The organism is Neokomagataea tanensis (assembly GCF_006542335.1).
In the GTDB taxonomy this organism is placed as follows: Bacteria; Pseudomonadota; Alphaproteobacteria; order Acetobacterales; family Acetobacteraceae; genus Gluconobacter; species Gluconobacter tanensis.
The window spans coordinates 1,663,560-1,689,074 of record NZ_CP032485.1; the positions used below are offsets into that span (position 1 = coordinate 1,663,560).

A 25,515-nucleotide genomic window follows, 5' to 3' on the forward strand; every position below is an offset into this window, starting at 1 on the left:
CTGTTTCATGCTGGTTGGAGGTCCTAACTAATGGACACATCTGTGACCCGCCCTGAACTGCTTCTGGTGGCGGATGCGGTCTCGCGCGAGAAAAATATCGATCGTGACGAGGTGCTGGAGGCGATGGAGCAGGCCATCCAGAAGGCTGGCCGCGCGAAATATGGCCACGAAAAAGATATTCGTGCGACAATCGACCGGAAAACCGGCGAAGTTCGTTTGAGCCGCTGGACAGAAGTTGTCGAGCAGGTCGAGAATGAAGATACGCAGATACCGGTTCACATCGCGCGTAAATTCCAGCCAGAAATCAACATTGGTGAGCATCTGGTCGACCCGCTGCCGCCAATCGATTTCGGACGTATCGCTGCGCAAACCGCAAAGCAGGTCATTGTTCAGCGCGTACGTGAATACGAGCGCAAGCGCCAGTATGACGAGTTTAAGGATCGTGTAGGTGAAGTCGTTAACGGTACGGTTAAGCGTACGGAATACGGTAACCTCATGGTTGAGATTGGCAGCACTGAAGCATTGCTTCGTCGTGATGAGCTGATTCCCCGTGAGTCTTTCCGTAACTCTGAACGCGTTCGTGCTTATATCTACGACGTTCGTGACGAAACCCGCGGTCCGCAGATCTTCCTGTCACGTACGCACCCTGCGTTCCTAGCTAAGCTTTTCGCTCAAGAAGTGCCTGAAATTTACGACGGCATCATTGAAATCAAGGCTGTAGCGCGTGATCCGGGTTCCCGTGCGAAAATGGCTGTCATCTCCCGAGATGCTGCTATTGATCCAGTCGGTGCGTGCGTTGGTATGCGTGGTTCACGTGTGCAGGCGGTTGTTGCTGAGCTGCAGGGCGAAAAGATCGACATTATCCCTTGGAGCCCCGAAGCCGCGACATTCGTGGTTAACGCGCTGGCCCCTGCTGAAGTCAGCAAAGTGGTGATGGACGAGGAAGCTGGTCGCGTTGAAGTCGTGGTGCCGGACGAGCAGCTGTCTTTGGCGATCGGTCGACGTGGTCAGAATGTACGTTTGGCGAGCCAGCTGACGCGTTGGGATATTGATATTCTGACTGAGGCTGAAGAGTCTGAGCGCCGCCAAGAAGAGTTCCGTAAGCGTAGCGGTTTGTTTGTCGAGTCGCTTGATGTGGACGATGTTATTGCTGGTCTTCTGGTAACGGAAGGCTATCATAGCATTGAAGAATTAGCTTACGCGGAGCCCGCAGACCTGCATGACATCGAAGGCTTCGATGAGAGTGTAGCTGAAGAGCTGATGAACCGTGCCAACGATTATCTGGCAAGCAAAGAGCAGGAGCTTGATGACAAGCGTAAAGCTCTTGGCGTGACAGACCAAGTGGTTGACCTTGGCGTATTCAGTAACCAAATGCTCGTGACGCTTGGTGAAAAGGGCGTCAAAACATTGGATGATCTCGGGGATTTGGCAGGTGATGAGCTTGTTGAAATTCTTGGTAGCGATTCGATGGATGAAGAGACGGCCAATGAGGTAATCATGGCGGCTCGAGCACATTGGTTCGAGGGCGAATCTTCGGGCAATGATGCAACGTCTGAAGAAGAAAAGCACGAGGAGTCGGGCGACGTCTGAGTTAACCGATATTGATGGCACTGCCTTTGAATGTGACGAGGGTGTCGACGATGTCTCGCTAGAAAAGGGCCGTAAAAAGCCCCTTTCAGAGCGTCGTTGCCTTGTTACACGGGAAGTGAAGGCACCTACGGCAATGGTACGCTTTGTCGTGGGGCCGGACCAGAAGGTGTTCCCTGATTTGGCGGGACGCCTTCCGGGACGAGGAATGTGGTTGAGTGCGCGGCGGGATGTGATAGATAGCCCACGCATACGACAGGCATTCGCCCGGGCTGCGAAGGCTCAGGTTACCGTTCCTGAAGGGTTGGCCGATCTTGTGGAAGCAGGGTTGGTCCGCCGTATGACCGACTGCGTTAGTTTGGCGCGTCGGGCAGGGCAAGCGGTCTGTGGTTTTCAAAAGTGCCGGGAATGGTTGGTTTCCGGCAAGGCAGCGCTGGTCGTTCGGTCACAGACGGGTAGCCCCGACGAATGCGCCCGATTGATGTCGGGGCGGCGTGATGTACCGATGGTTGTGGTCCCGGATGGGGTCTTAACTTCGGCATTCGGACGGGAGCGGGCAGTCTACGTAGTGTTGACGCAAGGTGCGTTGGCGCAGCGTTTGGTTGCCGAGCATGAGAGATTTTCGGGGGTAGCGGGTTTGCTGCCTCCAGGCCCTGATGGGGGCAGTGAGGAACAGGCAGAACTATGAGCGACGGCAACGAGCGCAACCAGGACGAAAAGCAGACCCCTACCCAGGGTGGAGAGCAGAATAAATCGGCACGGCTGTCCCTACGCCCCGCTGGGCGGAAGGACGTTGGCCGTACGGTCGATGCTGGGTCGGTACGTCAAAGCTTCAGTCATGGCCGCTCCAAAGTAGTGCAGGTCGAAGTGCGTAAGCCAAAGCGTCCATCTGGTGGCCCGGGTGGCGGTGCACGCGGTGCACGCGGTGCAACAGGCGGCCGTGCTCTGACGGCGGCTGAATTGGCGACACGCCAGCGCGTTTTGGAAGCACAGCGTAAAGCTGCGGCAGATGAAGCTGCGCGACGCGAAGCTGAAAAAATTCAGATCATGTCTGCGGCAGAGGCTCAGCGCAAAGCTGACGAAGAGAAGCGCCTGCAAGCAGAGCGCGAGGCCGCAGAAGCAGCGGAGCGTCAGGCTTCCGCTGAAGCGCAGGTGCGTGATGCAGAAGCAGCTCAAGCAGCTGCTGAAGAGGCTGAGCGCCGCGAGGCCGAGCGTGCACAGCGCGAAGCAGACGAGGCGGCCCGCCGCGCTCCTCTGGACCCGCGTGCGCATCTGACCGGCGGCGTACAATTGGCTGCGCCGACAGAGCGCCTGCGTCCACTGGCTGAGCGTGCAATTATGCCAGCTCGTCCAGTGCAGAAGGCACGTCCAGCTCCAGCCGCAAATAACGCCACGAGCAACAACAATCGTGCGGAAACACTGCACCTTCGGAATAACGCAGCGGCCGCCGCTGCAGGTCCTGAAGAAGAACGTCGTCCAGCCCGTAAGGGTAGTGCCGGCGGTGGTGCATCGGCCCGCCGTTCGACTTCTTCCTCTTCTCCCAAGAAGGGAGCAAGCGCAGGTGGTGGAGCACGCCGCAGCGGCCGTATCGACGTGCGTGCAGCGATCGATGGTGATGACGGCAAGACGCGTTCACTAGCGTCCGTTCGTCGTCAGCGTGATCGTGAGCGTCGTCAGGCTGAGCTTGAGCGTCTGCGTGCAGACCAGGTTCGTGTTGTGCGTGACGTTATTGTCCCAGAGACGATTACCGTCGCTGAGCTGGCGAACCGTATGGCCTCCCGTCAGGGTGAAGTCATTAAATCACTCATGAAGATGGGTGTGATGGCGACGGCAGCGCAAAGCATTGATGCTGATACAGCTGAGTTGGTGGTTGAAGAATTCGGTCACCGTGTGAAGCGCGTTTCCGAAAGCGACGTTGAAATCGGAATCGAAGGCGTAGATGATCGTCCAGAAGATTTGGCGCCACGTGCACCAGTCGTGACGATCATGGGCCATGTCGACCACGGTAAAACATCGTTGCTTGACGCTCTGCGTACGACCGACGTTGCCGCAGGCGAAGCCGGTGGTATCACGCAGCACATCGGTGCGTATCAGGTTCAGGTACCATCAGGTAAGAAAATTACCTTCTTGGATACTCCGGGCCATGAAGCCTTCACCTCAATGCGTGCACGCGGCGCGTCTGTCACAGACATTGTTGTGCTCGTCGTTGCGGCAGATGACGGTGTCATGCCACAGACGATCGAAGCGATTAAGCATGCGAAAGCTGCCGACGCGCCGCTGATCGTAGCGATCAATAAGATCGACAAGCCTGGTGCCAACCCGGATCGCGTTCGCCAAGAACTGCTAAAATACGAAATCGTCGTTGAAGCAATGAGCGGTGAAACGCAGGACGTCGAAGTGTCAGCCTTGAAGCGTACAGGTCTGGATAAGCTGGAAGAGGCGATTCTGCTGCAAGCAGAAATGCTGGATCTGAGAGCGAACCCAGAGCGCGTAGCAGAGGGTGCGGTCATTGAAAGCCGTCTTGATCGTGGACGCGGGCCTGTTGCATCGGTTCTGGTGCAGAAGGGTACTCTGAAGCGTGGTGACATCGTTGTCGCTGGTGCGGAATGGGGACGTGTCCGTGCAGTGCTGGATGACCGCGGACGTCAGCTAAAAGAAGCTGGTCCTTCCGTGCCCGTCGAAGTGCTGGGTCTGACAGGTGTGCCGGGTGCTGGCGAAGCGTTCGTGGTCGTTGAAAACGATACACGTGCACGTGAAATCAGCGAATTCCGTCAGCGTAAGATCAAAGAAAAGGCTGCTGCAGTTCAGGTTGCTGCTCGTGGTACGCTGGATCAAATGCTGGCACGTATTCAGGCTGGTGTTCAGAAGCAAGTTGCGCTGCTGATCAAGGCTGATGTTCAGGGTTCTGCTGAAGCGATTTCTGCAACAGTTCAAAAGCTGGAGCACGAAGAAGTTGCGGTCCGTGTGGTAAACGCAAGCGTTGGCCAGATTACGGAAAGCGACATCCAGCTCGCCAAGGCGTCCGACGCAATCATCGTTGCGTTCAATGTTCGTGCAACGACGCAGGCTCGTGAATTGGCGCAGCGTGAGAACGTTGATATCCGCTATTACTCAATCATCTATCAGGTTTCTGATGATGTTGAGCAACTGGTCAAGGGTAAGGTTGCACCGAAGCACCGCGAGAAGTTCTTGGGTTATGCGGAGATCCGTCAGGTCTTCAACATCACCAAGACAGGCAAGGTGGCTGGTTGCTATGTCACCGAAGGTCAGGTCAAGCGCGGTTGTGGCGTCCGCCTGTTGCGTGAGAACGTTGTGATCCACCAAGGTGATCTCAGCCAGCTCAAGCGCTTCAAGGATGATGTCAAGGAAGTTGCACGTGGCTACGAGTGCGGTCTTTCCTTCGCGGGCTTTAATGACCTGCGCGAAGGCGATGTCGTTGAATGCTATGAAATGGAAGTGATCCCAGCTTGAGTTCACGTCATGACATGAAGGGGCCAGCTGGCGTTGCTGCTGATGGCCCCAGCACTCGCCAGCTTCGGGTATCGGAAGAAGTGCGACGCGTCCTTTCAGACGTTTTTGCGCGCACGGAATTTCGTGACCCAGAACTGCTCGACGTTCAGGTTACTGTAACGGAGGTCCGGATTTCTCCGGACTTCCGTCACGCCACGGCTTTTGTGGCTCGTTTGGGGCGGACTGACATTGATGCAGTTTTGCCTGCCCTCAAGAGGGCAGCGCCTTATTTGCGCAAAGCGTTATCTAAAACGCTGCGCTTGCGTATCGTGCCTGAAATTCATTTTCAGCCTGATACAGCACTCGATTATGCGATGGGCTTGAACGAAATCTTACGTTCTCCTGAAGTTCGCCGCGATCTGGAAGACAAGTAAGGTTCTAAAACATGTCCAAGAGACGTGGACGTGATATTGACGGGTGGCTTATTCTCGATAAGCCCCTCGGGCCGACCTCAACGGATATGGTTAACCGCCTGCGGTGGGGTTTCGGAGCGCGTAAAGCAGGTCATGGCGGGACATTGGACCCTTTGGCATCTGGTGTTTTGCCGATAGCGTTCGGCAAAGCGACGCGGACTATCCCGTATATTATGGATGCTACCAAACGCTATCAGTTTACGCTGGATATAGGCGAGAGTCGTACCACGGATGATCGTGAAGGGGAGGTTCTTGCCACCTCTTCCCATCGTCCCACGGATGATGCGATTCGGGCTGTTCTGCCAGCGCTCACGGGAAATGTGATGCAGGTTCCGCCTGTATTCTCCGCCCTGCGAGTGCAGGGGCGCAGGGCCTATGATATGGCCCGCGAGGGGCGTCCGCCTGACTTGCCGCCGCGACCGGCGCGCATCGATTCCATAACACTTGTTGACCGGCCTGATGCCAACACGGCTGTTTTTGAAGTGCAGTCTGGCAAAGGCGTTTATATGCGCTCCTTGGCTCGTGATATTGCGCTGGCATGCGGGACAGTTGGGCATATTTCCGTGCTGCGCCGGACGCGCTGCGGGCCCTTTGATTTGAGCCATGCTTACAAGATTGATGAGATAGCACTGGACAAATCGACTCAAACTGTGGACAAGGCCGATGCTCTTCCGGTTCCTTTGCTGGAGGCAGCGACCGCGCTGGTCGACATCCCGGCGCTGGCCGTTACCGAAGCAGAAGGAAAGATACTGGTCTGGGGTCAATCATTGGACCCTATGATGCTCACGTATCCTATGCCGGTGCAGTTGCACGGGAGTGATCTTGTGTGGCGCGCGATGATCGGAGAGCACGTGCTCGGTCTTTGCCAGATCCGCGATGGACGGTTGAGAGCGGTGCGTATGCTAGAAAACCACGAATTCTTTGGAGAACACGATGTCGATTACTGCTGAACGCCGCACGGCACTTATCGCTGAATACCGTCAGAGCGAAACCGATACAGGTTCACCAGAAGTGCAGGTTGCACTGCTGACAGAACGTATCGTTAACCTGACGGAACACTTGAAGACCCACAAGAAGGACTTCCACTCACGTCGTGGTCTTCTGATGCTTGTCGGCCAGCGTCGTGGCATGCTGGACTACCTGAAGCGCAAGGATCAAGCTCGTTACCAAGCTGTGATTGAGCGCCTCGGCCTGCGCCGCTAATTCTGCAAAGGTTGGATCGTTTTGCTACGATCCAACCCGTTGCGCCATCCGGGCCGCTTGGCGGTGCGGGTGCGCGACCGGCGTTTCAGGCCACATGGTGTCGTGCCGGGATGTTTCCGCCACCACCGCCATGCCGTCCGAAACGCTGCTCCGCCACCTGCCGGTCGTCCAATGATGGTGTTGATACCTGAGACAGGAGAACGAAATGTTCGATTACTTCCGTAAGGAAATTGAGTGGGCAGGCCGCCCGCTAATCCTTGAAACCGGCAAGATTGCCCGTCAAGCAGACGGCGCTGTCATGGTCACTTATGGTGATACAGTTGTGCTTTGTACGGCTGTTGGTGCCAAAAGCGTAAACCCGGGCCAAGATTTCTTCCCTCTCACGGTCAACTACCAAGAGAAAGCCTACGCGGCCGGCAAGATTCCTGGTGGCTTCTTTAAGCGTGAAGGTCGCCCTTCAGAAGCGGAAGTCCTAACCGCACGTCTGATCGACCGTCCGATCCGCCCGTTATTCCCAGATAACTTCCGTAACGAAGTTCAGATCACGGCGACGGTTCTGAGCCACGACATGGAAAACGACCCTGCGCTCGTGTCCATGATTGGTTGCTCTGCTGCGTTGACGCTGTCTGGCATACCTTTCTTTGGCCCTATCGCGGCAGCACGTATTGGCCTGATAGACGGTGAACTGGTTGTAAACCCATCATTGGCTGATGTGAAAAACAGCTCGCTGGATCTGATGGTAGCAGGTACGTCTGAAGGCGTTCTGATGGTTGAATCAGAGGCAAGCGAACTGTCAGAAGAGCTTATGCTCGAAGCGGTTACGCTCGGCCACACGTCTTTCCAAGCTGTTATCGATGCGATCATTGATCTTGCTGAGCACGCTGCGAAAGCGCCTTGGGATTTGCCTGCGCCGAGCAAGGAAGAAATTGCTCTTCGCAAGCGGATCGACAAAGTTGGCAACAAGCTGATTGCGGAAGCGTACAAAGAGCGCGTCAAGCAGGCTCGTTACCAGAAGGTCGCTGAAGCTAAAGCGAAGATCAATGAGCTTCTGGAAGAAGAAGGTCATGATCTTGCTCTCGCGAAGCCTCTGCTCAAAGAGCTTGAAGCTCATGTTGTGCGTGGCTCAATTCTGAAGACGGGCCAGCGTATCGATGGCCGTGATCTTAAGACAGTCCGTCCTATTCTGTCAGAAGTTGGCATCCTGCCCCGTGCACACGGTTCTTCGCTGTTCACACGCGGTGAGACGCAGGCGCTTGTCGTAGCGACACTTGGTACCGGCCAGGACGAGCAGGTGATTGACGCCCTCGAAGGCGAATACCGCTCGAACTTCATGCTGCACTACAACTTCCCTCCATACTCCGTTGGTGAGTGTGGCCGTATGGGTAGCCCGGGTCGTCGTGAAATTGGCCACGGCAAGCTGGCATGGCGTGCACTGCACCCATTGCTGCCGACCAAGGAACAGTTCCCGTACACGATGCGTGTTGTCTCCGAAATTACGGAGAGCAACGGTTCCTCATCGATGGCGACGGTTTGTGGTTCATCGCTGGCGCTTATGGATGCAGGCGTTCCGCTGCCACGACCTGTTGCCGGTATCGCAATGGGCTTGATCAAAGAAGAGCGCGGTTTTGCTGTTCTGTCTGATATTCTCGGTGACGAAGACCACCTCGGGGATATGGACTTCAAGGTAGCTGGTACGTCAGAGGGTGTTACCGCTCTGCAGATGGACATCAAAATCACGTCCATCACGCCAGAAATCATGAAGATCGCTTTGGAGCAGGCACGTGAAGGCCGTATCCACATTCTGGGTGAGATGGCAAAGGCACTGACGGAAGGTCGCTCTGACGTTTCCAACAATGCGCCAAAAATCACGACCCTGAACATTCCTAAGGAAAAGATCCGCGACGTGATCGGTTCCGGCGGTAAGGTCATCCGTGAGATTGTTGAGTTCTCTGGTGCCAAGGTGGACATCAATGATGACGGTGTCATCACCATCGCTGCGTCAAATGACGAACAGGCACAAAAGGCGATCTCTCGCATCGAGGGTATCGTAGCTGAGCCAGAAATCGGCCGTATCTACGACGGTAAGGTCGTTAAGGCTGCTGATTTCGGTGCGTTCGTGAACTTCCTTGGTCCACGTGATGGTCTGGTTCACATTTCTGAACTGGCACAGGGCCGCGTAGCGAAGACGACTGACGTCGTTAAGCAGGGTGATGCTGTGAAGGTCAAGGTTGTTGGCTTCGACGATCGTGGCAAGGTAAAATTGTCCATGCGGGTTGTTGATCAGCAAACCGGTGCCGATATCACGGAAAGCGTAGGCTCCAAGCCTGCACGTCCGCCCCGTCGTGATGCTGAGTAAGCTCCGTTTCGGATGATGATTGAGGGGGCGGGGGATTATGAACCCCGCTCCCTGTTTTTTTGTGTATCGGAGACATTGAGTCCCCATGAAGTCGATTGACACCCTCAACTTTGGTGGCCAAGACGTTTTACCCTTGGTCGAAGGGGGCAAGGGCGTAGCTGTCTCGACCGGTGTATCTGCAGGGCATTGGGCTGCTGCGGGCGGCATTGGCACCCTTTCTGCAGTGAACGCAGACAGCTATGATGAGCAGGGTAACCCTATTCCCCAAGTTTATCACGCGCGTACACGCCGTGAGCGCCAGCTTGAGCTTATCCGTTACGGTATTGACGGTGGTATTGCCCAAGCAAAGATTGCGCATGAAATTTCTGGTGGGAAGGGGCGTATCCACGCGAATATCCTTTGGGAAATGGGCGGTGCTGAAGAAGTCATCACGGGTATTTTAGAAGCTGTTCCCGGTATGATTCATGGCGTGACCTGTGGCGCCGGTATGCCCTATCGCCTTTCCGACATCGCGGCGAAATTCAACGTCCCCTATTATCCAATTGTCTCATCAGGGCGTGCGTTCAATGCATTATGGCGCCGCTCTTTCAGCAAGACATCGGAATTGCTTGGTGGGGTGGTGTACGAAGATCCGTGGCGTGCCGGTGGGCATAACGGTCTTTCGAACAGCGAAGATCCTTTGAAGCCTGAAGATCCGCTGCCGCGCGTGATTGAACTGCGCAAAGTGATGGAGCGTTATGGCCTCGGTCATGTGCCTATCATCATGGCAGGTGGTGTCTGGCATCTTGAAGAATGGGAAGACTGGATTGGTAACCCTGAGCTTGGGCCGATAGCATTCCAGTTTGGTACGCGCCCATTATTGACGCAGGAAAGCCCTATTCCGGCGGCATGGAAGCGCCGTCTGCAAGGTTTGAAGCAAGGTGACGTTTATCTAAACCGCTTCTCTCCGACGGGTTTTTACTCCTCTGCTGTAAATAACAGCTTCATGCAAGACCTCCGTGCGCGTTCAGAACGCCAAGTTTCCGTACGTGGCACGGCGGATGAAGCGCATGATACTGTGTATGAGATGGGAGCGCGGCGTCGTGAGATGTTCGTCTCTGCTGAGGATCGTGCGAAGATCGCGGCATGGGAAGCAGCAGGTTACACAAAACCACTGCCGACACCCGATGAGACTCTTGTCTTCGTAACGCCCGAAAATGCGCGTACTATTTTGGCGGATCAGGTTGCATGCATGGGCTGTTTGTCCGCTTGCCGCTTTTCGAATTGGATGCAGCGCGAGCCATTTACGAATGGCCAGAAGGCCGATCCTCGTTCGTTCTGTATTCAAAAGTCGTTGCAGACCATTGCCCATACACCTGACGATGAAAGCGCGGATAGCGTAGTTGATAACAACCTCATGTTTGGTGGTACAACGGCTTGGCGTTTTGGTTCGGATCCGTTCTATTCGAATGGATTTATTCCAACGGTTGGTCAGCTTGTTGAACGGATAGTTACGGGTAAGTAGCACTATGGCATGGAGGGATGGGGTTCCACGGGCCGAGCTGACACGAACCAGTCCCTTCATGGCCTTATCACACTGGCTTGCGCGTCATTCCGTCCCACTGAGCCCGGAGCAGATTGCTCCGACGGAAGGTGGGCGTGCCGCAGCGGCAACTGTTCTGGCATTGTTACCCGCTTTGGTGTGGCACGATACGACGTTAATTTGGGCGTCGTTCGCCGCATTCTGGTGTTGCTTGCTGGAGCCGGGCGGGACACGCCGGGAAGAATTAAGGGTTCTGGCAGGCCTGACCTTTATCGGTGCGGTCTTGGCGGGCGCTACGGTTTTGGTCGCTGCTGCCCCATTCTGGGTAATATTGTTATGGCTGGCGCTCGCTGGCCTTGGCGTTGGCTTAGGGCGGGTATTCACTGCTTCTACCGCGCTGCTTTGCGCGCTTCTTGGCTGCACGATGGTTGCTGGGGTTGGTTTCCCTACAACTGACCCTCTGGTGGCGCTTAAAGTCTCTGCTGCGTATGTGGCTGGAGGAGCTTGGGCGATGGTTCTGTGCCTCTTATTGTGGCCACTACACCCATATGCACCAGCACGGCGCGCCGTGGCCCAGTGTTACCGTTTAATGGCAGTTATGACCGGCGAACTGGCGGCCGGCCGTTTGCGCGAAACGCTACACCGGCAAACTGTTCGTACAGCAATTGAGAGAGCACGGGGCGTTACGCTCCAGATTGATTCCGGCCATGGCAGCGAGGTGTTGCGCGGGCGTTTGGTTGCGTCTTTAACCGGGGCGGAAAGATTATTTACCGCGATGCTTGCTGTTGAGCATTTGGCGCAAAAGCGCGGTATGGATTTTGAAGCACGCGGCATGCTGGCTGCTCTGTCTGCCTTGTGTCAGGAAGCAGGCGAGCAGGTTATGGACCCTGAGCCGGATTGCGAGGCGCTGTCCCAGCACTCTCAAAATTTGGCGGGTGAGGTTCGTTCCGATAGTGGCCCCATAGGCGGGCTGGTTGCAGAGAGTGCCCGGACATTAGGAACTATCGCACGCGGTTTGTTACGGAACGCGCATCCGTCTTTGGAAGCAGAGGCTGTCAAAAGTGATAATCGTTTAACGCAGGTCCACTGGCGGCATGCGTTTCGTGTCTCTGTGGCTTTGGTGGTGACGCATCTGGCAACGCGTTGGCTCGGATTGGAATATGGGTTCTGGGCTCTTGTGGCTGTTGTGTTGGTTGTTCAGCCTTCGGGCCACACGACACTGGTGCGTGCAATTGAGCGTATTATAGGGACGATTGGTGGCGGTGCTTTAGTATTGCTCGCGCGGCCGTTTTTGCCGGCTGCGCCGGAAATGATGGTGGCTGATGCCCTGTTCGTCATCGGGGCGATTGCTATGCGGGCTGTAAACTACACGATGCTCGTGTTGTTTTTGACCGCACAGTTTATTCTAGTCACGGAAATGACGATGCCTGCCTCGGGCATAGAATGGCTGCGTGTTGTTGATAATACTTTGGGCAGTGTGGTCGGGGTTGTTTGTGCTTTTGCGCTTTTCCCTCAGCGCGGAATGCAAGATATGAGTGGCTTGCTCAGACAGTCAGTCATTAGCAATTTGCGTTATCTAGCAGCAGTTTTGGGCGGAAAGTCAGACGCGGAGATTGACCGTTTTCAACGTCAGGCTGGTATTGCGACGACCCGGGCTGAGTTTGCACGGGGTGCTTTGCCATTACTGGGCGGGACGTCTTTTATTGGCAAAGAACACGCTACAGCCCATGGTTTGTTAAGGGAAATCCGTTTGTTGAGCGGGGAAGTCACCCTGCTTCGTTTCGATATTTCGTCAGGGTTGTGCAAAGGCTACCATGATTGGGCAGCCTATTGGACTGAGCAGGCAGACTGCCTGAGTGAGGGGGCCGCTTTAGGGCCGATTACAGCAGAAATTGAGACAGGCCGTGTAACAGCAGCGCTTGCTGCCCGGCAGTGGTGTGTCGAGCAGAATGATGCTGAGGATTTAGCAGAGGGCCAGCTCGCTTAAGATACGGTGCAGCCTCGGGGGCAGTTCAGCGATCCCGTCAGAGATGGCACCCAAGTCTGCCGGAGCATCTTCCGCCTTAAGGTACCGCCAGCCCTGAAAGGGCCGCATGGCTCGGGCTTGTACGGGGATGATATCGTCACTGACGAGGATAAGAGTCCCGGTTGAGCCGTCTTGGCGTTCATAAGGTTCAAGGCCAACGATGGGTTGGCGGCATAATATGAGCCCATTTAGAACGCGGTAGAGCGAGCCGCCGTCTAAAATTTCATCGGCTCGCTTGGGCATGGTGCGTGTTGTAATCGCACCATAGCCCCTGAAGCGTGGTGACTTCATCCGCTCCTTCAGTGCATCGATCGTAGGGCAGCCAACGGCAAGTTTGATCATATGCAGCATGGAGCGACCATTCGTTAAATGGGTCAGTGCTGACCCATTGAGTTTTGCGTTTGCGCTACGAATTCGTTGAGAAAACGCTCTGTGTCAACCGAGAGAACAATGTGGACCTTGTTGAGGCCCATCTTTTTTGGGGCTGTGCTGTCTGGCCAGACATGGGCGTGACCGTAATCCATGCCGGGCGCGGTGTTGATGTCCATGTATGCATCGACGGACTTCGAGACCAGGTTTGGCTCTACCGCAATGGCTGATGTGAGCTCATCCCAAAGCGGGAGTGGAGAGAAATATTGCTTCAGGTAGTCCGTAGCGGGCGTGTGCTTTGCGTCCATACGGTTCATCAGCGCGGGCGTCATCATGATGTCGTTAGAGACATTGCCGACGCAAGTGATGGAAGCCCAAGGTGCGGTCAGGGTGATGTGGGCGGCTTCTGGGTCCGTAATCATGTTGAAGTCGGATGCAAAATCCGCATTGCCGGTCACGGATGTCATGCTGGCATCAAGCAACCCACCCATGAAGACCAATTGCTTGGCTGTGCTGGCAAAGGTCGGGTCCATGCGGATGGCCAGCGCAAGATTGGTGAGAGGGCCTGCTGCAACGATGGTCACCTGATGTGGGTGAGCGTGAACGGCCTTGATCAGGAATTCAGCTGCGTGTGTGGGGTCCGCTGGGATGTGTGGTGTGCCTTCAGCCAAGTGGCCGAGAGCGGGTTGCGTTGCCGGTGTATGGTCAATGCTGCCAAGGCCACCCCAAGCGCCTTTCCAAGGAATAGTACCGAATTGTTGTTCGCGCAGGCGGGTCGCTTCAACGCTGTTGACGAGGGGTAGGGTAGCGCCTTCTGACACTGGAATTTGCGTTTGGTGGGCAATTTCGAGGAAGCGGCGAATATGCGCTGATTCAGCGTTTTCCCAATCATCACCCATAACGACCGTTAAGCCGAGAACTGAAACATTGGGGCGGTTTAGAAGTGGGATAACGGATTGGATGTCAGAACCGCCTGGGCCGAGCCAGTCATTGTCTTCGATAAAATACTGTGGCGCGGTATCTGCCGCATGCAGCGGGGATGGTGCTGCGGTGTATAATGCTAGGAGGGCTGTCAAAGAGGCTAAAGAGCGAAAACGGAGCAAGGTTATATTCCTAAAACAACTTGATAGCGTAATAATCGTCTTATCTGGGTGCAAAAGACAAGAGCGCTCTTGTTACAGCACGAGGCGCGCGAGCAGAGACTCTAATCTCAAACGCCCTTCAGAGGTGGCGCGCAGGGTGGTGCCGTCATACTGAAGGTAATCTTCTTCTAGGCATGCTGAAAATATGTCGGGATCGATGCATTCTTGTAAAGCACGACCGGAGCGTTGTTCGAACTTCTCAGCGTTTATGCCTTCTGTGAGGCGTAGCCCCATGAGTAAAGCTTCCCGGCCTTTCTCTTCGTCGCTGAGCAAGGTTTCTTCCCGGCTGCCTGTGCCATACTTTTCGACGAGGTCTGCCCAAGGTTCGGGGGCGCGATGGCGACGGGTGGCGTGGAGTTGACTGTTGTAGGTCATGCGCCCGTGTGCGCCGGGGCCTATGCCCAGATAGTCCTGGTAGCGCCAATAAGTCAGGTTATGTCGGCTTTCACAGCCCGGCTTCGCATAATTAGAGACTTCATAGGGCATAAGGCCGCGCGTGGCTGCTACGTCCCCGGTCAGGGTGTATAGTTCGGCTGCGGTTTCATCGTCGGGGAGACTGATTTCTCCTCTGCGGTGTAGGGCCTCGTATTTGGTACCGGGTTCAATTGTGAGTTGGTAAAGCGACAAGTGATCAGCCACGAGGTCCAGCGCGGTGGAAAGTTCATCTTTCCAATCGGCGGGGCTTTGTCCGGGGCGGGCGTAAATCAAGTCGAAGGAAATACGGGGAAAGATATTACGGGCCGTTTCAAGGGCTTTAATCGCCTGCGATGCGGAGTGTTCACGGCCGAGCAGCCGGAGCGCGTCTTCCCTCAGGCTTTGTATGCCGAGAGAGACACGATTAACGCCTGCATCCCGAAATGCTGCCAAGCGGCCAGATTCTACGCTGGTAGGATTGGCTTCGAGCGTGATTTCTAAATCGGGCGCCGGTTTGAAAAGGCGTTCGGCATCATCTATGAGCGCAGCGACTGTTTCTGGAGCCATCAGGGATGGCGTCCCGCCGCCGAAGAAAATGGCGTTAAGGCGGCGGGGGCCTAGTCGGGCTGCATCGTGTGCGAGTTCGTTCCGCAAAGCCGTTGCAAAACGCTCTTGTGGGATTTTTTCGCGTACATGCGAGTTAAAGTCACAATAAGGGCATTTTGCGAGGCAGAAGGGCCAGTGAATGTAGAGCGAGAGAGCGTCGGTCAAATGGCTATCCGTACGCCGAATTCGACCACGCGGTCAGGCGGAATGCGGAAGAATTCCGTCGCTGATGTCGCGTTACGCAGCAGCAGGAGGAAAACCCACATCCGCCAAAGAGACATCTTGGGCACGCGTGAGCGAACGACGAGTTCGTGTGAGGTGAAGTAGGAGGCTTGGATGGGATCAAACGGTACATTCAGAGATTTAAGCTCTTGCAGTGCGCGTGGAAGGTTAGGCATCTCCATAAAGCCGTAGCGCACGATTACGCGATAAATATTTGGTGCAAGTTCCTGCACGACTGTGCGTTCGCCCCGCTCGGCTTCCGGTTGGTCAAGGTTTTGTACCGTGACGAACAGAACATGCTCATGCAGCACTTTGTTGTGCTTTAGGTTGTGAAGCAGTGAGTTCGGTACGTTGTTTGGGTTGGCCGTCAAGAAAACGGCCAAGCCCGGCACCCGAACGGTGCGGGATTGTGGAAGTCGGTTGAGCAGAGAGCCGATAGGCATGGAATCTGCTTGTTGGCGGGCGGCGAGCAGCCCGCGTCCGCGCTTCCAAGTGGTCATGAGGATGGTGCTGATAATGCCTATAGCGAGGGGGACCCAGCCGCCGTCAGGAATTTTGAGCAAGTTGGCCGAGAAGAAGACGCTGTCCACGATGAATAGGAAACCAAAAACAATGCCAACGCTGATTGCGCCCCATTTGAACGTACGCCTGAACACGACCATAGCGAGGACGCATGTGCACAGGAAAGTGCCTGTTACAGCTATGCCGTACGCAGCCGCAAGTGCTGCTGAGGACTGGAAGGAGAGAACAAGGATGATGGCACCGAAGCCGAGGATCCAGTTCAGGGACGGTAGGTAGATTTGTGCTTCTTCGGAGGGGTTTGTGTGTATGACGCGGGTGCGTGGAAGGTATCCAAGCTGTATCAACTGGCGGCAAAGGGAGAAACTGCCTGAAATGCCTGCCTGAGACGCGATAACGGTCGCGAATGTTGCTAAAATGAGGAGCGGAACCTGCGCCCACGCTGGGCCAAGGTGGTAGAAAGGGTTGGAGAGTGTTGTTGGGTCTTTGATGAGCAGAGCTGCTTGACCAAAATAATTCAGCGTTAAGGATGGCAGTACAAAAAAGAGCCAAGCTTTGCGAATGGGTGAGCGCCCGAAATGCCCCATATCGGCGTAAAGCGCTTCTGCACCGGTCACAGACAGAACGACGGAACCAAGGGCCACAAAAGAAAGCGTACCGTGGCTTGCGATGAAAGACAGCGCGAAGGTCGGAGAGAGCGCGAGTGCCACTTTCGGGTAAAGCATGATGCCGCGAATGCCGAGCACAGCGAGCGCCGCGAACCAAATGACCATAATTGGGCCAAATGCTCGCCCAATTTTGCCTGTACCAAATCCTTGCGCTGCAAAAAGAGCGGCTAGCACGATGATGGCACAGGGAATGATAATATGGCTTGCGGAGGGAACGGCAACTTCTATGCCTTCAATGGCCGAAAGGACGGACACGGCAGGCGTGATAATGCTGTCTCCGAAGAACAAGCAGCTGCCGGCAATGCCAGCGATTCCGAAGAGCCATTTAAGGCGAGGTGATTTGGCGACGCGCTGTGCCAGCGACATCAGGGCGATGATGCCGCCCTCGCCGTTATGGTCAGCGCGCATGATGAGAATGACGTATTTAATCGTCACCACCAGCATCAGCGCCCAGAAGGTCAAACTTGCGAGGCCTAGAATGTCGACATGGGGGACAGCGTGTTTGTCCCCGCCAATGGCATTAACTGAAGATTGCAATGCGTAAAGCGGGCTTGTCCCAATGTCACCAAATACGACGCCAAGCACAGCGATGAGGGCACCTTTGCCAACCGGCTTGGCGGGGTGAGGGCTTGCTCTGCCTTCATCGAGCGTTACGGCTGAGTTATCGCCGCCGAGTTTCGGGGCCTCTCCGCTTTCGCCGGGAATCTCCCCTTTTTGAGAGGATGATGACGTGTTTGGGCCGCTTTGATCGGACATGAAGGGTTCCGTTTTAGGCTTCGCTGTCGAGCTATTTGCCGGATTAAGACGAAGAGATCGACCTTTAACAGACTCTTCATGACAAAATTTTAGGGAGGGACGCAAGCAATACGAGTGTGAGGTGTTTAGTATGTATAGTTATTAAATGTATTTTTATTCAATTTGTGTAACGGGGCGTGAGCCAAAAATTGCACTTCCGACGCGGACGTGAGTCGCGCCTTCTGCAATAGCTATTTCAAAATCAGACGACATCCCCATAGACAGCGTCGACAGGCCGTGCCGCTTGGCAAGTTGAGCTAAGAACTGGAAATGCGCGGCAGGAGACTCGTCTTCGGGCGGGATGCACATAATGCCTTGAACGGAGTCCCCAAAGCGTTTGAGGGATTCCTCAATGAAAGCGTCAGATTGATCCCTTGGGGTGCCAAATTTCTGCGGTTCGTTGCCGGTATTGATCTGAATATAAAGTTTGGGAAGGTTCCCTAGTTTTTGAGCGGCTTTCTCTAGCGCAACGGATAATGCGGTCCGGTCGAGTGTTTCAATAACATCGGCAATTCGGCATGCGTCGAGTGCTTTATTAGTTTGTAGGCCGCCGATGATGTGTAATTTCACATCGGGGAAAGCGTCACGCAGTGCCGGGAATTTGCTGCTTGCTTCCTGTACGCGATTTTCACCAAAAAGCCGCTGCCCGGCCTTAAGGGCGGCCTCAACGGATTCTTGAGGGTGAAATTTGCTGACGGCCACAATTTGGGCAGCATCGGCAGGGCGGCCGGCCTTAAGGCAGGCGCTTTGGACGCGGTTTCGAATCTTATCTAGGTTTGAAGCAATAATGTCAGGCATTGAGGCACATGACGCCATTGCGTCCAGCGCCGCAAGATGCGATTTCCCATATTATGAATAAACCGACCACCAGCCGCGGGTCACGCGGCCCACGTAAAGCGGCACCAGCCAAGCAATCAGGGCATTCTGGGCGTCCGCCACGTCCCTCTGCTGATCCGACGCGAGATTTGGCTTTCGACATTGTGTGCGGAGTTGTTGAGCATCGCCGTATGCTGGAAACAACTTTGGATCGTGCTGGTGCTATGGAGCCGCGCGACCGAGCGTCTGCGCATCGTTTGGCGGCGACAACGCTGCGTCATATGGGGAGCATGACCGAATTGCTCCAGCCGTTGCTGCGCCGTGAGCCACCAGAGCCTGTACGTTGCGCTCTGCTTTTAGGCGTTGCACAGCTTCTTCACCTTGAAACGCCACCCCATGCCGCAGTTGGAACAATTGTAGACCTGCTCCGCCGTCGGGGACTGGCACCTTTTGCAGGCCTTGCAAATGCGGTGCTGCGGCGCATCTCTCGGGAAGGTGCTACCCTGCGTGAAGGATTGGATGAAGCGCGCCTTGATGTGCCTGCATGGCTTTGGAGCGCTTGGGGGCAGCGCGCCCGTGCGATCTCACGCGGTTTGCACCGTGAAGCACCTCTGGACATTACTTTACGTCCTGGCGCTGAAGCGCCTGCGGAAGGGGATGTGTTGCCCACGGGTAGTGTTCGCTTCCCTGCAGGTACGCGAATGGTCGAATTGGAAGGCTTTGAAGAAGGCGCTTTCTGGGCTCAGGATGTGGCCGCGTCGATGCCTGTGCGCTTGATGGGAGATGTTGCGGGGAAAACCGTGATTGACCTCTGCGCGGCACCCGGTGGTAAAACCGCCCAGCTGGCATGTGCAGGCGCGTCGGTCATCGCGGTCGAACGTGAAGCGGCGCGCGCAGATCGCTTGCGTGAAAACTTGAAGCGCTTGAAGCTTGAAGCTGTGGATGTGGTTGAAGGGGATGCTTTGACTTGGCAGGCTCCGGAGCCTGTTGATGCAGTGCTGCTTGACGCTCCGTGTTCAGCAACGGGTACGTTCCGGCGGCATCCAGACGTGTTGTGGATCAAGCGCCCGCGTGATGTTGTTGCGCTGGCTGAGACGCAGGACAGCTTTATTGATGCGGCGCGGGCTATGCTCAAGCCGGGCGGTACTCTGCTTTATGCAGTATGCTCCTTACAGGATGAAGAAGGCCCACAGCGTGTTCAGGCGGCTCTGGAACGGGGTGGCTGGAAGCTGGAACCGTTTACGGAAGCTGAGCTGGAAAACATGTCCGTTGCACGCACTGCAGAAGGATATTTTCGCACTCATCCCGGCCTCTGGCAGGAGCGGGGTGGGATGGACGGGTTCTTTGCAGCACGTCTCATTCGCATCTAAGCGAATAAGCGGGAGGGTGCAGACCACTCCCGCTTATTCAAACAAAATTCCACAGGGAAATTTTGTCAGTAAGATTGGTTTAAACGGTTTCTGTTGTTAATCTCTCAACGGTAAAGCTCCCAAGAGAAGGGGAGAAAGAGATGATGAGAAGCGTAGCCCGTTTTGCCATAAAATCCGGACTTATTGGGACGTCGCTTTGCGTTATAGCGGCGTGTGCCGAGCCGGCGAAAACCATTCATAAGCGCCCGCCGGTACAATATTCATCGTTCTCAGCCCTCCGGGCTGGGGAGAGGCTCCGGTGATGCTCTGTTGCAAAGTTAGTTTTCGTCTGCTTTCAGCGTGACACGTAAATTCAAAAACGTATACTGACAGTAGGCTACTTATGCTGAAATCAACATAAAAACGAAAATTCTAGAACTCTTCAACAGAGCCAAACATTTTGCTTATTCGCTTTTTGACTTATTCAGCCCCGAATGGCCTCACGAGAGATATTCTAAGGTTTGGGGCAGATATCAAAACTGCGTGCACAGTTTATCTCACGCGGATAGCAATCGTTCACGAATGATTTTTCCAGCTCTCTCAATGGATTCGTTACTGTTCAGGCCCCCCGCAGAGCTAAGGTGTGGAATAACTGCTAGTGGTGTTTCGCTTGGATAAAGCCTTATGCGCTTTTTATGTTTTCCAACTGTAAATTCCGCAAGCTCACACTTGATTTGTGGCTCTGACACAATGTTTACGAAATCACGTTCATGAGCAACACCTACACCGATGAATAGCTTAGGCTTATGAGCTTTTATTTGTGCTCTCATTGCTTTGAAACAAACATTTCTGACGTAATTTATGTAGTCAATTTTATCTTTAAAGCCTGTGCGTTGTTGAGCTTCAATTGACCATGTATCGACGGTCAGGCAGTTCTCGGGGAAAAGATTTGTGAGCAGGTAATTGCAGTCGGGAGAGGAAAATATATTTTTTTCTTTAGCGAATTCAAATGCTTCGCTAATTGGATAGCCTTCAATGCAACAAAGAAGCTTATGAGCTTTTTGATTGTAGCCCCATCCCCATTGTTTTTCGACCGAGTATCCTTCCTCTGCGGCAAGAGTAGGATTCGTATTTTTTGATTCGCCAAATTCAATACCACAAAGCCAAATAGATGGTTTCTCAGGAGATCCTATATTTCCTGGCCCATCGAAACGGTAATTATCGAGGCTCATTGTGTGGCCTTTAACAAAAGAAGCATTTCTTATAATCATTGCGTAATCTCTTCAGATGTATTTTTAACTCTGTTGTAAAGTTCAGGAAGGACCGTTTTGTGTTTGTTCCGGTATGAATAATTTACTAATTTTACACGTGTTTGGATTTTCGTGTCGAGCTGAAATTAGCCGAAAAACCCATTTTGCGACATGGTCTTCGGTGATGAACGCTGTGAGCATCTGCCGCTCAGTTTGGTGTTTTACAGATGATACTGAGCGGGGATTTAATAGTTCAGAGAGAAAAGTTTTCTCCGAGGTAGACGCGGCGCACGTCTTCGTTCGCCACGATCGCCTCCGGAGTGCCTTCCATTAAAACCTGACCGCCATGCATGATGTAGGCCCGGTCAATAACTTCGAGCGTCTCACGGACGTTATGGTCTGTGATAAGCACGCCAATGCCTCTGTCTTTCAGGTGAGAGACGAGGTCGCGGATTTCGCCAACGGCAATTGGGTCAATACCGGCCAATGGCTCATCAAGTAGGATGTAATTGGGTTGGCTGGCCAGAGCGCGCGCGATTTCTAGGCGGCGACGTTCACCGCCTGACAAGGCGAGGGAGGGGGAGCGGCGCAAATGCGTGATGCCAAACTCTGCGAGTAGGCCTTCAAGCATTGTTTCGCGAGTGTCGGGGTCGGATTCGATGACTTCCAGTGCAGCCATGATGTTTTGCTCAACATTCAGGCCGCGGAATATGCTTGCTTCTTGCGGAAGATAACCCACACCCAAACGCGCACGACGGTACATGGGAAGTTCTGTAATCTCTGCGCCGTCAAGCGTGATAGAGCCCGTGTCGGGCTGCACCAAGCCAACAATCATGTAGAAGCTGGTAGTTTTTCCTGCTCCGTTGGGGCCTAGCAGGCCAACGGCTTCACCGCGTTGAACTTGCAGGGATACATTTTGAACAACGGCACGCTTTTTATATGTTTTGCCAATGCCGGTTGCAACGAGGCCTGAGCCGGCTGGCAGCGTAGCGGTTGAAGGTGAGGTGGTTTGGGTTGTCACGGTATCAGGATCACTTATGCGACTGGGGCGAGGTGGCTTCGTTCGGTACGACGAGGCCTTGAATCGGGGAGTCAGTGCCGGGCAGCATGGTGGCGATGCCGGTTTTCATGTTCACGATAGCCTGTGAGCCATTATTTTGGTTTTGGCCCTGCGTAACATGTACATGGCCTATGAGGCGTGCAATTTGGCTGGCCGCTACATAAACGCCCCGATCGCCGGTGGCGGTTTGGTTTTGCGTCCGGATAATGACATGCCCCCAACCATAGGCTCTGTCCAGCTTGGAGCTTCCCGCGCCGAGAGGGCTACTGGGTGCATTCGCAGCTGCGGCGGGCTGGGGTGTCGTATCCTGCGCTGCGCTGTAAGCGGCCAGTACGTCTGCTTGAACCTGCTTGCCGTCATTCGTTGTAACGGTTGCATTGCCGCGCCCAACCGAGAGGTGGTCTTTCGCGTGGTATTCCATAACGTCCCGCGCCGTAAGAATATCTTGCGGAGTTGTGAGGCGCAGGTTTTGTCCGGTGAGCAACATCACGGACTGGTCCATGTCGTACAGGCCGCGGTCTCCCCAAGCTTGGTCTGCTTGATTATAGATGTGCACGTGGCCCCGAGCTTCTAGCCGGTATAATTCGAGGGAGCCGCCCATTGGGTCAGATCCATCATTTTGCGCGGGCTGTGTATCTGGCTGCTGCCCCGCCTGGTTTTTTTTGCGCAGATAGCCAATCAAGGTATCCGCGTCTACGGTCACGTCTCCCCGTACTGCGCGCGCCCCACCGCTTAAAGTGACGGTTTGGGTGTTACGGTCGTAGACTTCCTCGCCTTTCCAAAAAAGCTGTACGGTCTGACCGTGCGACAGGTCCTGTTCACCGGGAGCAGCATGTGCTGGCGTTAAGTGGGCCGAGCACAGGACAGCGCATAATGATGCGGTGCTGGCGCTAAGCCGGTGGCGGATCGAAAAGGGACGCTTCATGGTGCCGTAGGTGCTCCTTGGGACGGGGAGTTCTGCTTGGGCTGTGCCCCTGTATTTGTATCGTCAAAGCGGACGGTGCGCCCTGAACCAGTAAACTGCATAATGCCCTCGTGCTGATCGAGGAAATACCCTTGTGCGTCTTCGGTGCCAAAGGGGCCTTCTGCGTGGACACCGTCACGGGATGCAACGACGTCGTGCTTTAGGTCCAGATCAGCTGACGGGCCGTTTAAAAGAGTACCATCATCTCGATAAAGGACAACGTGGCCGTCAAGGTTGAGGGTCTGCTCGTGCTGCATGTATATTCCACGGTCAGCGTGGATTTGTGCCCAGCCTGAACCGGGTAGAAGAATATCCGCGACCGGATTAGTGAGGTCAACGCGGTCAGGGCCTTCTTGGTGCGTCACGCGAGCTGAAATTGTGTAGGGGCGTTGGTGCTCGTCCAGCCCACGGTAAACCGCATTTTCCATATTGCCGCTCTCAACGCGCAAACGGGCCATCTCCCGGAGGGCGGCGCGGTTTTGGCTTACGAGATGCGTTACCTCAGGCCATGCAGCGATAGAAACAAGCAACAAAATAGCGAGTGTAGGGAGCGCTCTTTTAGCGAACGCAACGACCGAACGGCGTCTGGCGAGGTCGTTTGCGTCAGGTATACCTCGGTCACGCTCGGATGCTGCTTGGCGGATGGCATCAAGCCGGGAAATCTGATCGCGGCGCTCTTGGTTAAAATCGTCGCGTTGGGGGCGGCGCGCCTGATTGTCGCCAGGGGAGTTTTGGCTCACCGGAGGCCCGCGCGCAAAAGATCATGCAGATGAATAATGCCTACAGGTTGCCTGTCATCGTTGAGCACAAAGAGGCTGGTAACAGGTTTGGTGCGGGCGTTCATCTGGCGTAACGCATCTTGGGCAAGGGTTTTAGGAGTCGTCGTGATGGGTTTTGTATTCATGACGTCCCTTGCTGTTGTGGTTTGCATGTTGCCAAGCAAAGCATGGCGCAAATCAGCGTCAGTAATCAGGCCGCATAATGCGCCTTCATGATCAATAACACCCATGCAGCCAAATGTCTTGCGTGTCATTTCAAGAATGACCTCTTGAAGTGGTAACTCCGGCTTTCCGAGAGGGAGAGTGTCACCGCTGTGCATTAATTCACGGACGGGGCGCAATTGGGCGCCGAGACGGCCGCCGGGGTGGAATGTTCCAAAATCTTCTGCTGTGAAGTTGCGCCGTTCTAGTAGTGCTATGGCAAGGGCATCGCCTAGGGCCAGTTGCATAAGTGTGCTTGTGGTGGGTGCAAGGCCCATCGGGCAAGCCTCGGGCGCGCGTGGGAGAAGCAGCGTAATGTTTGCCGCCCGCGCGAGAGCAGAATCCTCAACCGCCGTGATTGCTATGACGCGAATGGAGCGGCGAGAGGCATAGGTGAGTATGGCTGCGAGTTCAGATGTTTCCCCGGAGTTGGAAAGAGCGAGAATAAGATCGCCCTCTGCCAGCATGCCGAGGTCACCATGAGCGGCTTCTGCCGGGTGTATGAAAAGAGAAGGTGTGCCCGTAGAAGCAAGGGTCGCTTGAATTTTTCGCCCGATATGCCCGGATTTGCCAATTCCAGTGACGGCAAGGCGGCCGCTACAATTAAAAATAGCCTCAACTGCGGCGTCAAATGACGCGCCGAGTTGGTTGTTCAGCGCAGAGCTGAGAGCCTCCAGCCCCGTGCGCTCAATCAACAGGGTTTTGCGCGCCGAATCATGCGGGTGGGAAGAGGCGAGAGGCTGAAGCATAAGAGTTAAGCGCGATGAGAGAAAATATCTGGGTCTTCGTAGCCGAGAAGATCGAGCTTTGCGCGCGCAGAGAGGAAGTCATAGCAGGACTGAGCGAGTTCACGACGGTTCTCGCGGATGAGCATTGCTTCGAGCTTGGCCCATAATGCATGCAGATACAGCACATCCGATGCTGCATAGCGTTTTTGGTCATCGCTCAGAACGGGAGCGCCCCAATCAGAGCTCTGTTGTTGCTTGCTGAGCTCAACGCCGAGAAGGTCTCGGCACAGATATGCAAGGCCGTGACGGTCTGTGAAGGTATAGACAAGGCGTGCAGCGATTTTGGTGCACAACACGGAGGGTACATCCACCCCGAATGTATGCTGAAGAACCGCTACGTCAAACCGTGCGAAATGCATCAGCTTTGTAACGTCAGGGTTGCTGATGAGTGCTTTGAGGTTTGGGGCATCCGCTCCGCGACCACCGAGGGACGTCGGACGAATTTGCACAAGGTGGGCTTCACCGTTGCCTGACGAAAGCTGCACGAGGCATAGGCGGTCGCGGTGTGGGTTTAGACCCATTGTTTCTGTATCGATTGCGACAACAGAGCCTAGGTCTAAATCTGCCGGCAAGTCGCCGTCGTGAAGATGGATGGCGTTCTGCTGGCTCATGTCGTATCACCGCTGTTGTCGGGATGCAGGGCGATGCGGCCAGTAGTTTGGGGCCGATCCGGCCTGATCTGTAATGATGGTGCCCAGAAGAAGACTCGAACTTCCACGTCCTTTCGGACACAGGTACCTGAAACCTGCGCGTCTACCAATTCCGCCATCTGGGCATTGAGGCCACCTTTGCGTTTCAGTTTCTGAAGCGGTCCGGCTCGGTGAAGAGGCGTTTAGCCCGGATAATTGGGGGCGTCAATTAGGAAAATGCGAAAAGTTTGTGAATTTTAAAAATACCTAAAAAGCGTCGATTGGTATGAGTTTTTGGAATGGGGCTTATGTGCTGGTGGAAGGTGG

The 25,515-nt window shown here is 54.8% G+C and carries 21 protein-coding genes and 1 tRNA gene; 10 read left to right on the top strand and 12 right to left on the bottom strand.

Annotated elements, in window-relative coordinates:
- Window positions 1–30 precede the first annotated feature (30 nt).
- From nusA to D5366_RS07675, 9 genes are all read left to right on the top strand, one after another.
- The gene (nusA, locus tag D5366_RS07635; protein WP_141492968.1) at window positions 31–1,590 is read left to right on the top strand and encodes a transcription termination factor NusA; all 1,560 of its coding nucleotides are present in this window, start codon (window positions 31–33) and stop codon (window positions 1,588–1,590) included.
- On the top strand, window positions 1,541–2,275 hold the full coding sequence (locus tag D5366_RS07640) for an RNA-binding protein (protein WP_240775213.1): 735 nt from the start codon (window positions 1,541–1,543) through the stop codon (window positions 2,273–2,275). Before nusA ends, D5366_RS07640 begins: the two co-directional genes overlap by 50 nt.
- Window positions 2,272–5,058, top strand: a complete 2,787-nt coding sequence (gene infB, locus D5366_RS07645) for a translation initiation factor IF-2 (RefSeq protein WP_141492969.1) — start codon at window positions 2,272–2,274, stop codon at window positions 5,056–5,058. Before D5366_RS07640 ends, infB begins: the two co-directional genes overlap by 4 nt.
- 14 nt (window positions 5,059–5,072) lie before the next feature.
- A complete protein-coding gene (gene rbfA / locus D5366_RS07650) occupies window positions 5,073–5,471 on the top strand; it encodes a 30S ribosome-binding factor RbfA (protein WP_141493898.1) in 399 nt (132 codons plus the stop codon).
- A gap of 11 nt (window positions 5,472–5,482) precedes the next feature.
- Entirely contained in the window at window positions 5,483–6,460 is a 978-nt protein-coding gene (truB, locus tag D5366_RS07655) for a tRNA pseudouridine(55) synthase TruB (protein ID WP_141492970.1), read from the top strand.
- Complete coding sequence (gene rpsO, locus D5366_RS07660; protein ID WP_141492971.1) at window positions 6,444–6,713, top strand: 30S ribosomal protein S15; 270 nt, start codon at window positions 6,444–6,446, stop codon at window positions 6,711–6,713. The genes truB and rpsO overlap by 17 nt, the downstream gene beginning before the upstream one ends.
- Window positions 6,714–6,918: 205 nt before the next feature.
- A complete protein-coding gene (gene pnp / locus D5366_RS07665) occupies window positions 6,919–9,069 on the top strand; it encodes a polyribonucleotide nucleotidyltransferase (protein ID WP_141492972.1) in 2,151 nt (716 codons plus the stop codon).
- Window positions 9,070–9,154: 85 nt separating this feature from the next.
- Window positions 9,155–10,573 (top strand): NAD(P)H-dependent flavin oxidoreductase, encoded by a 1,419-nt coding sequence (locus tag D5366_RS07670; protein ID WP_141492973.1) that lies wholly within the window; start codon window positions 9,155–9,157, stop codon window positions 10,571–10,573.
- A 4-nt stretch (window positions 10,574–10,577) separates the two neighbouring features.
- Window positions 10,578–12,578: an FUSC family protein gene (locus tag D5366_RS07675; protein ID WP_141492974.1), complete on the top strand. Its 2,001-nt coding sequence runs from the start codon at window positions 10,578–10,580 to the stop codon at window positions 12,576–12,578.
- Here D5366_RS07675 and D5366_RS07680 read toward each other — a convergent pair.
- From D5366_RS07680 to D5366_RS07700, 5 genes are all read right to left on the bottom strand, one after another.
- Complete coding sequence (locus tag D5366_RS07680) at window positions 12,555–12,968, bottom strand: DUF1489 family protein (RefSeq protein ID WP_141492975.1); 414 nt, start codon at window positions 12,966–12,968, stop codon at window positions 12,555–12,557. The genes D5366_RS07675 and D5366_RS07680 overlap by 24 nt on opposite strands.
- A 23-nt stretch (window positions 12,969–12,991) precedes the next feature.
- Window positions 12,992–14,089, bottom strand: coding sequence for a nucleoside hydrolase (locus D5366_RS07685; RefSeq protein ID WP_373317501.1), 1,098 nt, complete (start codon window positions 14,087–14,089; stop codon window positions 12,992–12,994).
- 72 nt (window positions 14,090–14,161) lie between these two features.
- The gene (gene hemW, locus D5366_RS07690; protein WP_141492976.1) at window positions 14,162–15,313 is read right to left on the bottom strand and encodes a radical SAM family heme chaperone HemW; all 1,152 of its coding nucleotides are present in this window, start codon (window positions 15,311–15,313) and stop codon (window positions 14,162–14,164) included.
- A complete protein-coding gene (locus D5366_RS07695) occupies window positions 15,310–17,313 on the bottom strand; it encodes a potassium transporter Kup (protein WP_141492977.1) in 2,004 nt (667 codons plus the stop codon). The genes hemW and D5366_RS07695 overlap by 4 nt, the downstream gene beginning before the upstream one ends.
- Window positions 17,314–17,466: 153 nt before the next feature.
- Window positions 17,467–18,150 carry a YggS family pyridoxal phosphate-dependent enzyme gene (locus D5366_RS07700; RefSeq protein ID WP_240775214.1) on the bottom strand — a complete coding sequence of 228 codons (684 nt, stop codon included), beginning with the start codon at window positions 18,148–18,150 and terminating at the stop codon, window positions 17,467–17,469.
- A 53-nt stretch (window positions 18,151–18,203) separates the two neighbouring features.
- Here D5366_RS07700 and D5366_RS07705 point away from each other — a divergent pair, with 53 nt between their 5' ends.
- Window positions 18,204–19,538, top strand: coding sequence for an RsmB/NOP family class I SAM-dependent RNA methyltransferase (locus D5366_RS07705; RefSeq protein ID WP_141493900.1), 1,335 nt, complete (start codon window positions 18,204–18,206; stop codon window positions 19,536–19,538).
- Between the two features lie 536 nt (window positions 19,539–20,074).
- Here the strand turns inward: D5366_RS07705 and D5366_RS07710 are convergent.
- The 7 genes from D5366_RS07710 to D5366_RS07740 all read right to left on the bottom strand — a co-directional run bounded on the left by D5366_RS07710 (window position 20,075) and on the right by D5366_RS07740 (window position 25,334).
- Window positions 20,075–20,749, bottom strand: a complete 675-nt coding sequence (locus D5366_RS07710) for a hypothetical protein (RefSeq protein ID WP_141492979.1) — start codon at window positions 20,747–20,749, stop codon at window positions 20,075–20,077.
- Between the two features lie 271 nt (window positions 20,750–21,020).
- Window positions 21,021–21,788, bottom strand: a complete 768-nt coding sequence (gene lptB, locus D5366_RS07715; protein ID WP_141492980.1) for an LPS export ABC transporter ATP-binding protein — start codon at window positions 21,786–21,788, stop codon at window positions 21,021–21,023.
- A 10-nt stretch (window positions 21,789–21,798) separates the two neighbouring features.
- Window positions 21,799–22,752 (bottom strand): LptA/OstA family protein, encoded by a 954-nt coding sequence (locus D5366_RS07720; RefSeq protein WP_141492981.1) that lies wholly within the window; start codon window positions 22,750–22,752, stop codon window positions 21,799–21,801.
- A complete protein-coding gene (lptC, locus tag D5366_RS07725) occupies window positions 22,749–23,531 on the bottom strand; it encodes an LPS export ABC transporter periplasmic protein LptC (RefSeq protein ID WP_141492982.1) in 783 nt (260 codons plus the stop codon). The genes D5366_RS07720 and lptC overlap by 4 nt, the downstream gene beginning before the upstream one ends.
- Window positions 23,528–24,520 (bottom strand): KpsF/GutQ family sugar-phosphate isomerase, encoded by a 993-nt coding sequence (locus D5366_RS07730; RefSeq protein ID WP_141492983.1) that lies wholly within the window; start codon window positions 24,518–24,520, stop codon window positions 23,528–23,530. Before D5366_RS07730 ends, lptC begins: the two co-directional genes overlap by 4 nt.
- Window positions 24,521–24,525: 5 nt before the next feature.
- The gene (locus D5366_RS07735) at window positions 24,526–25,170 is read right to left on the bottom strand and encodes a ribonuclease D (protein WP_141492984.1); all 645 of its coding nucleotides are present in this window, start codon (window positions 25,168–25,170) and stop codon (window positions 24,526–24,528) included.
- Window positions 25,171–25,247: 77 nt separating this feature from the next.
- Window positions 25,248–25,334: transfer RNA gene (locus tag D5366_RS07740), tRNA-Leu, on the bottom strand.
- Window positions 25,335–25,515 lie beyond the last annotated feature (181 nt).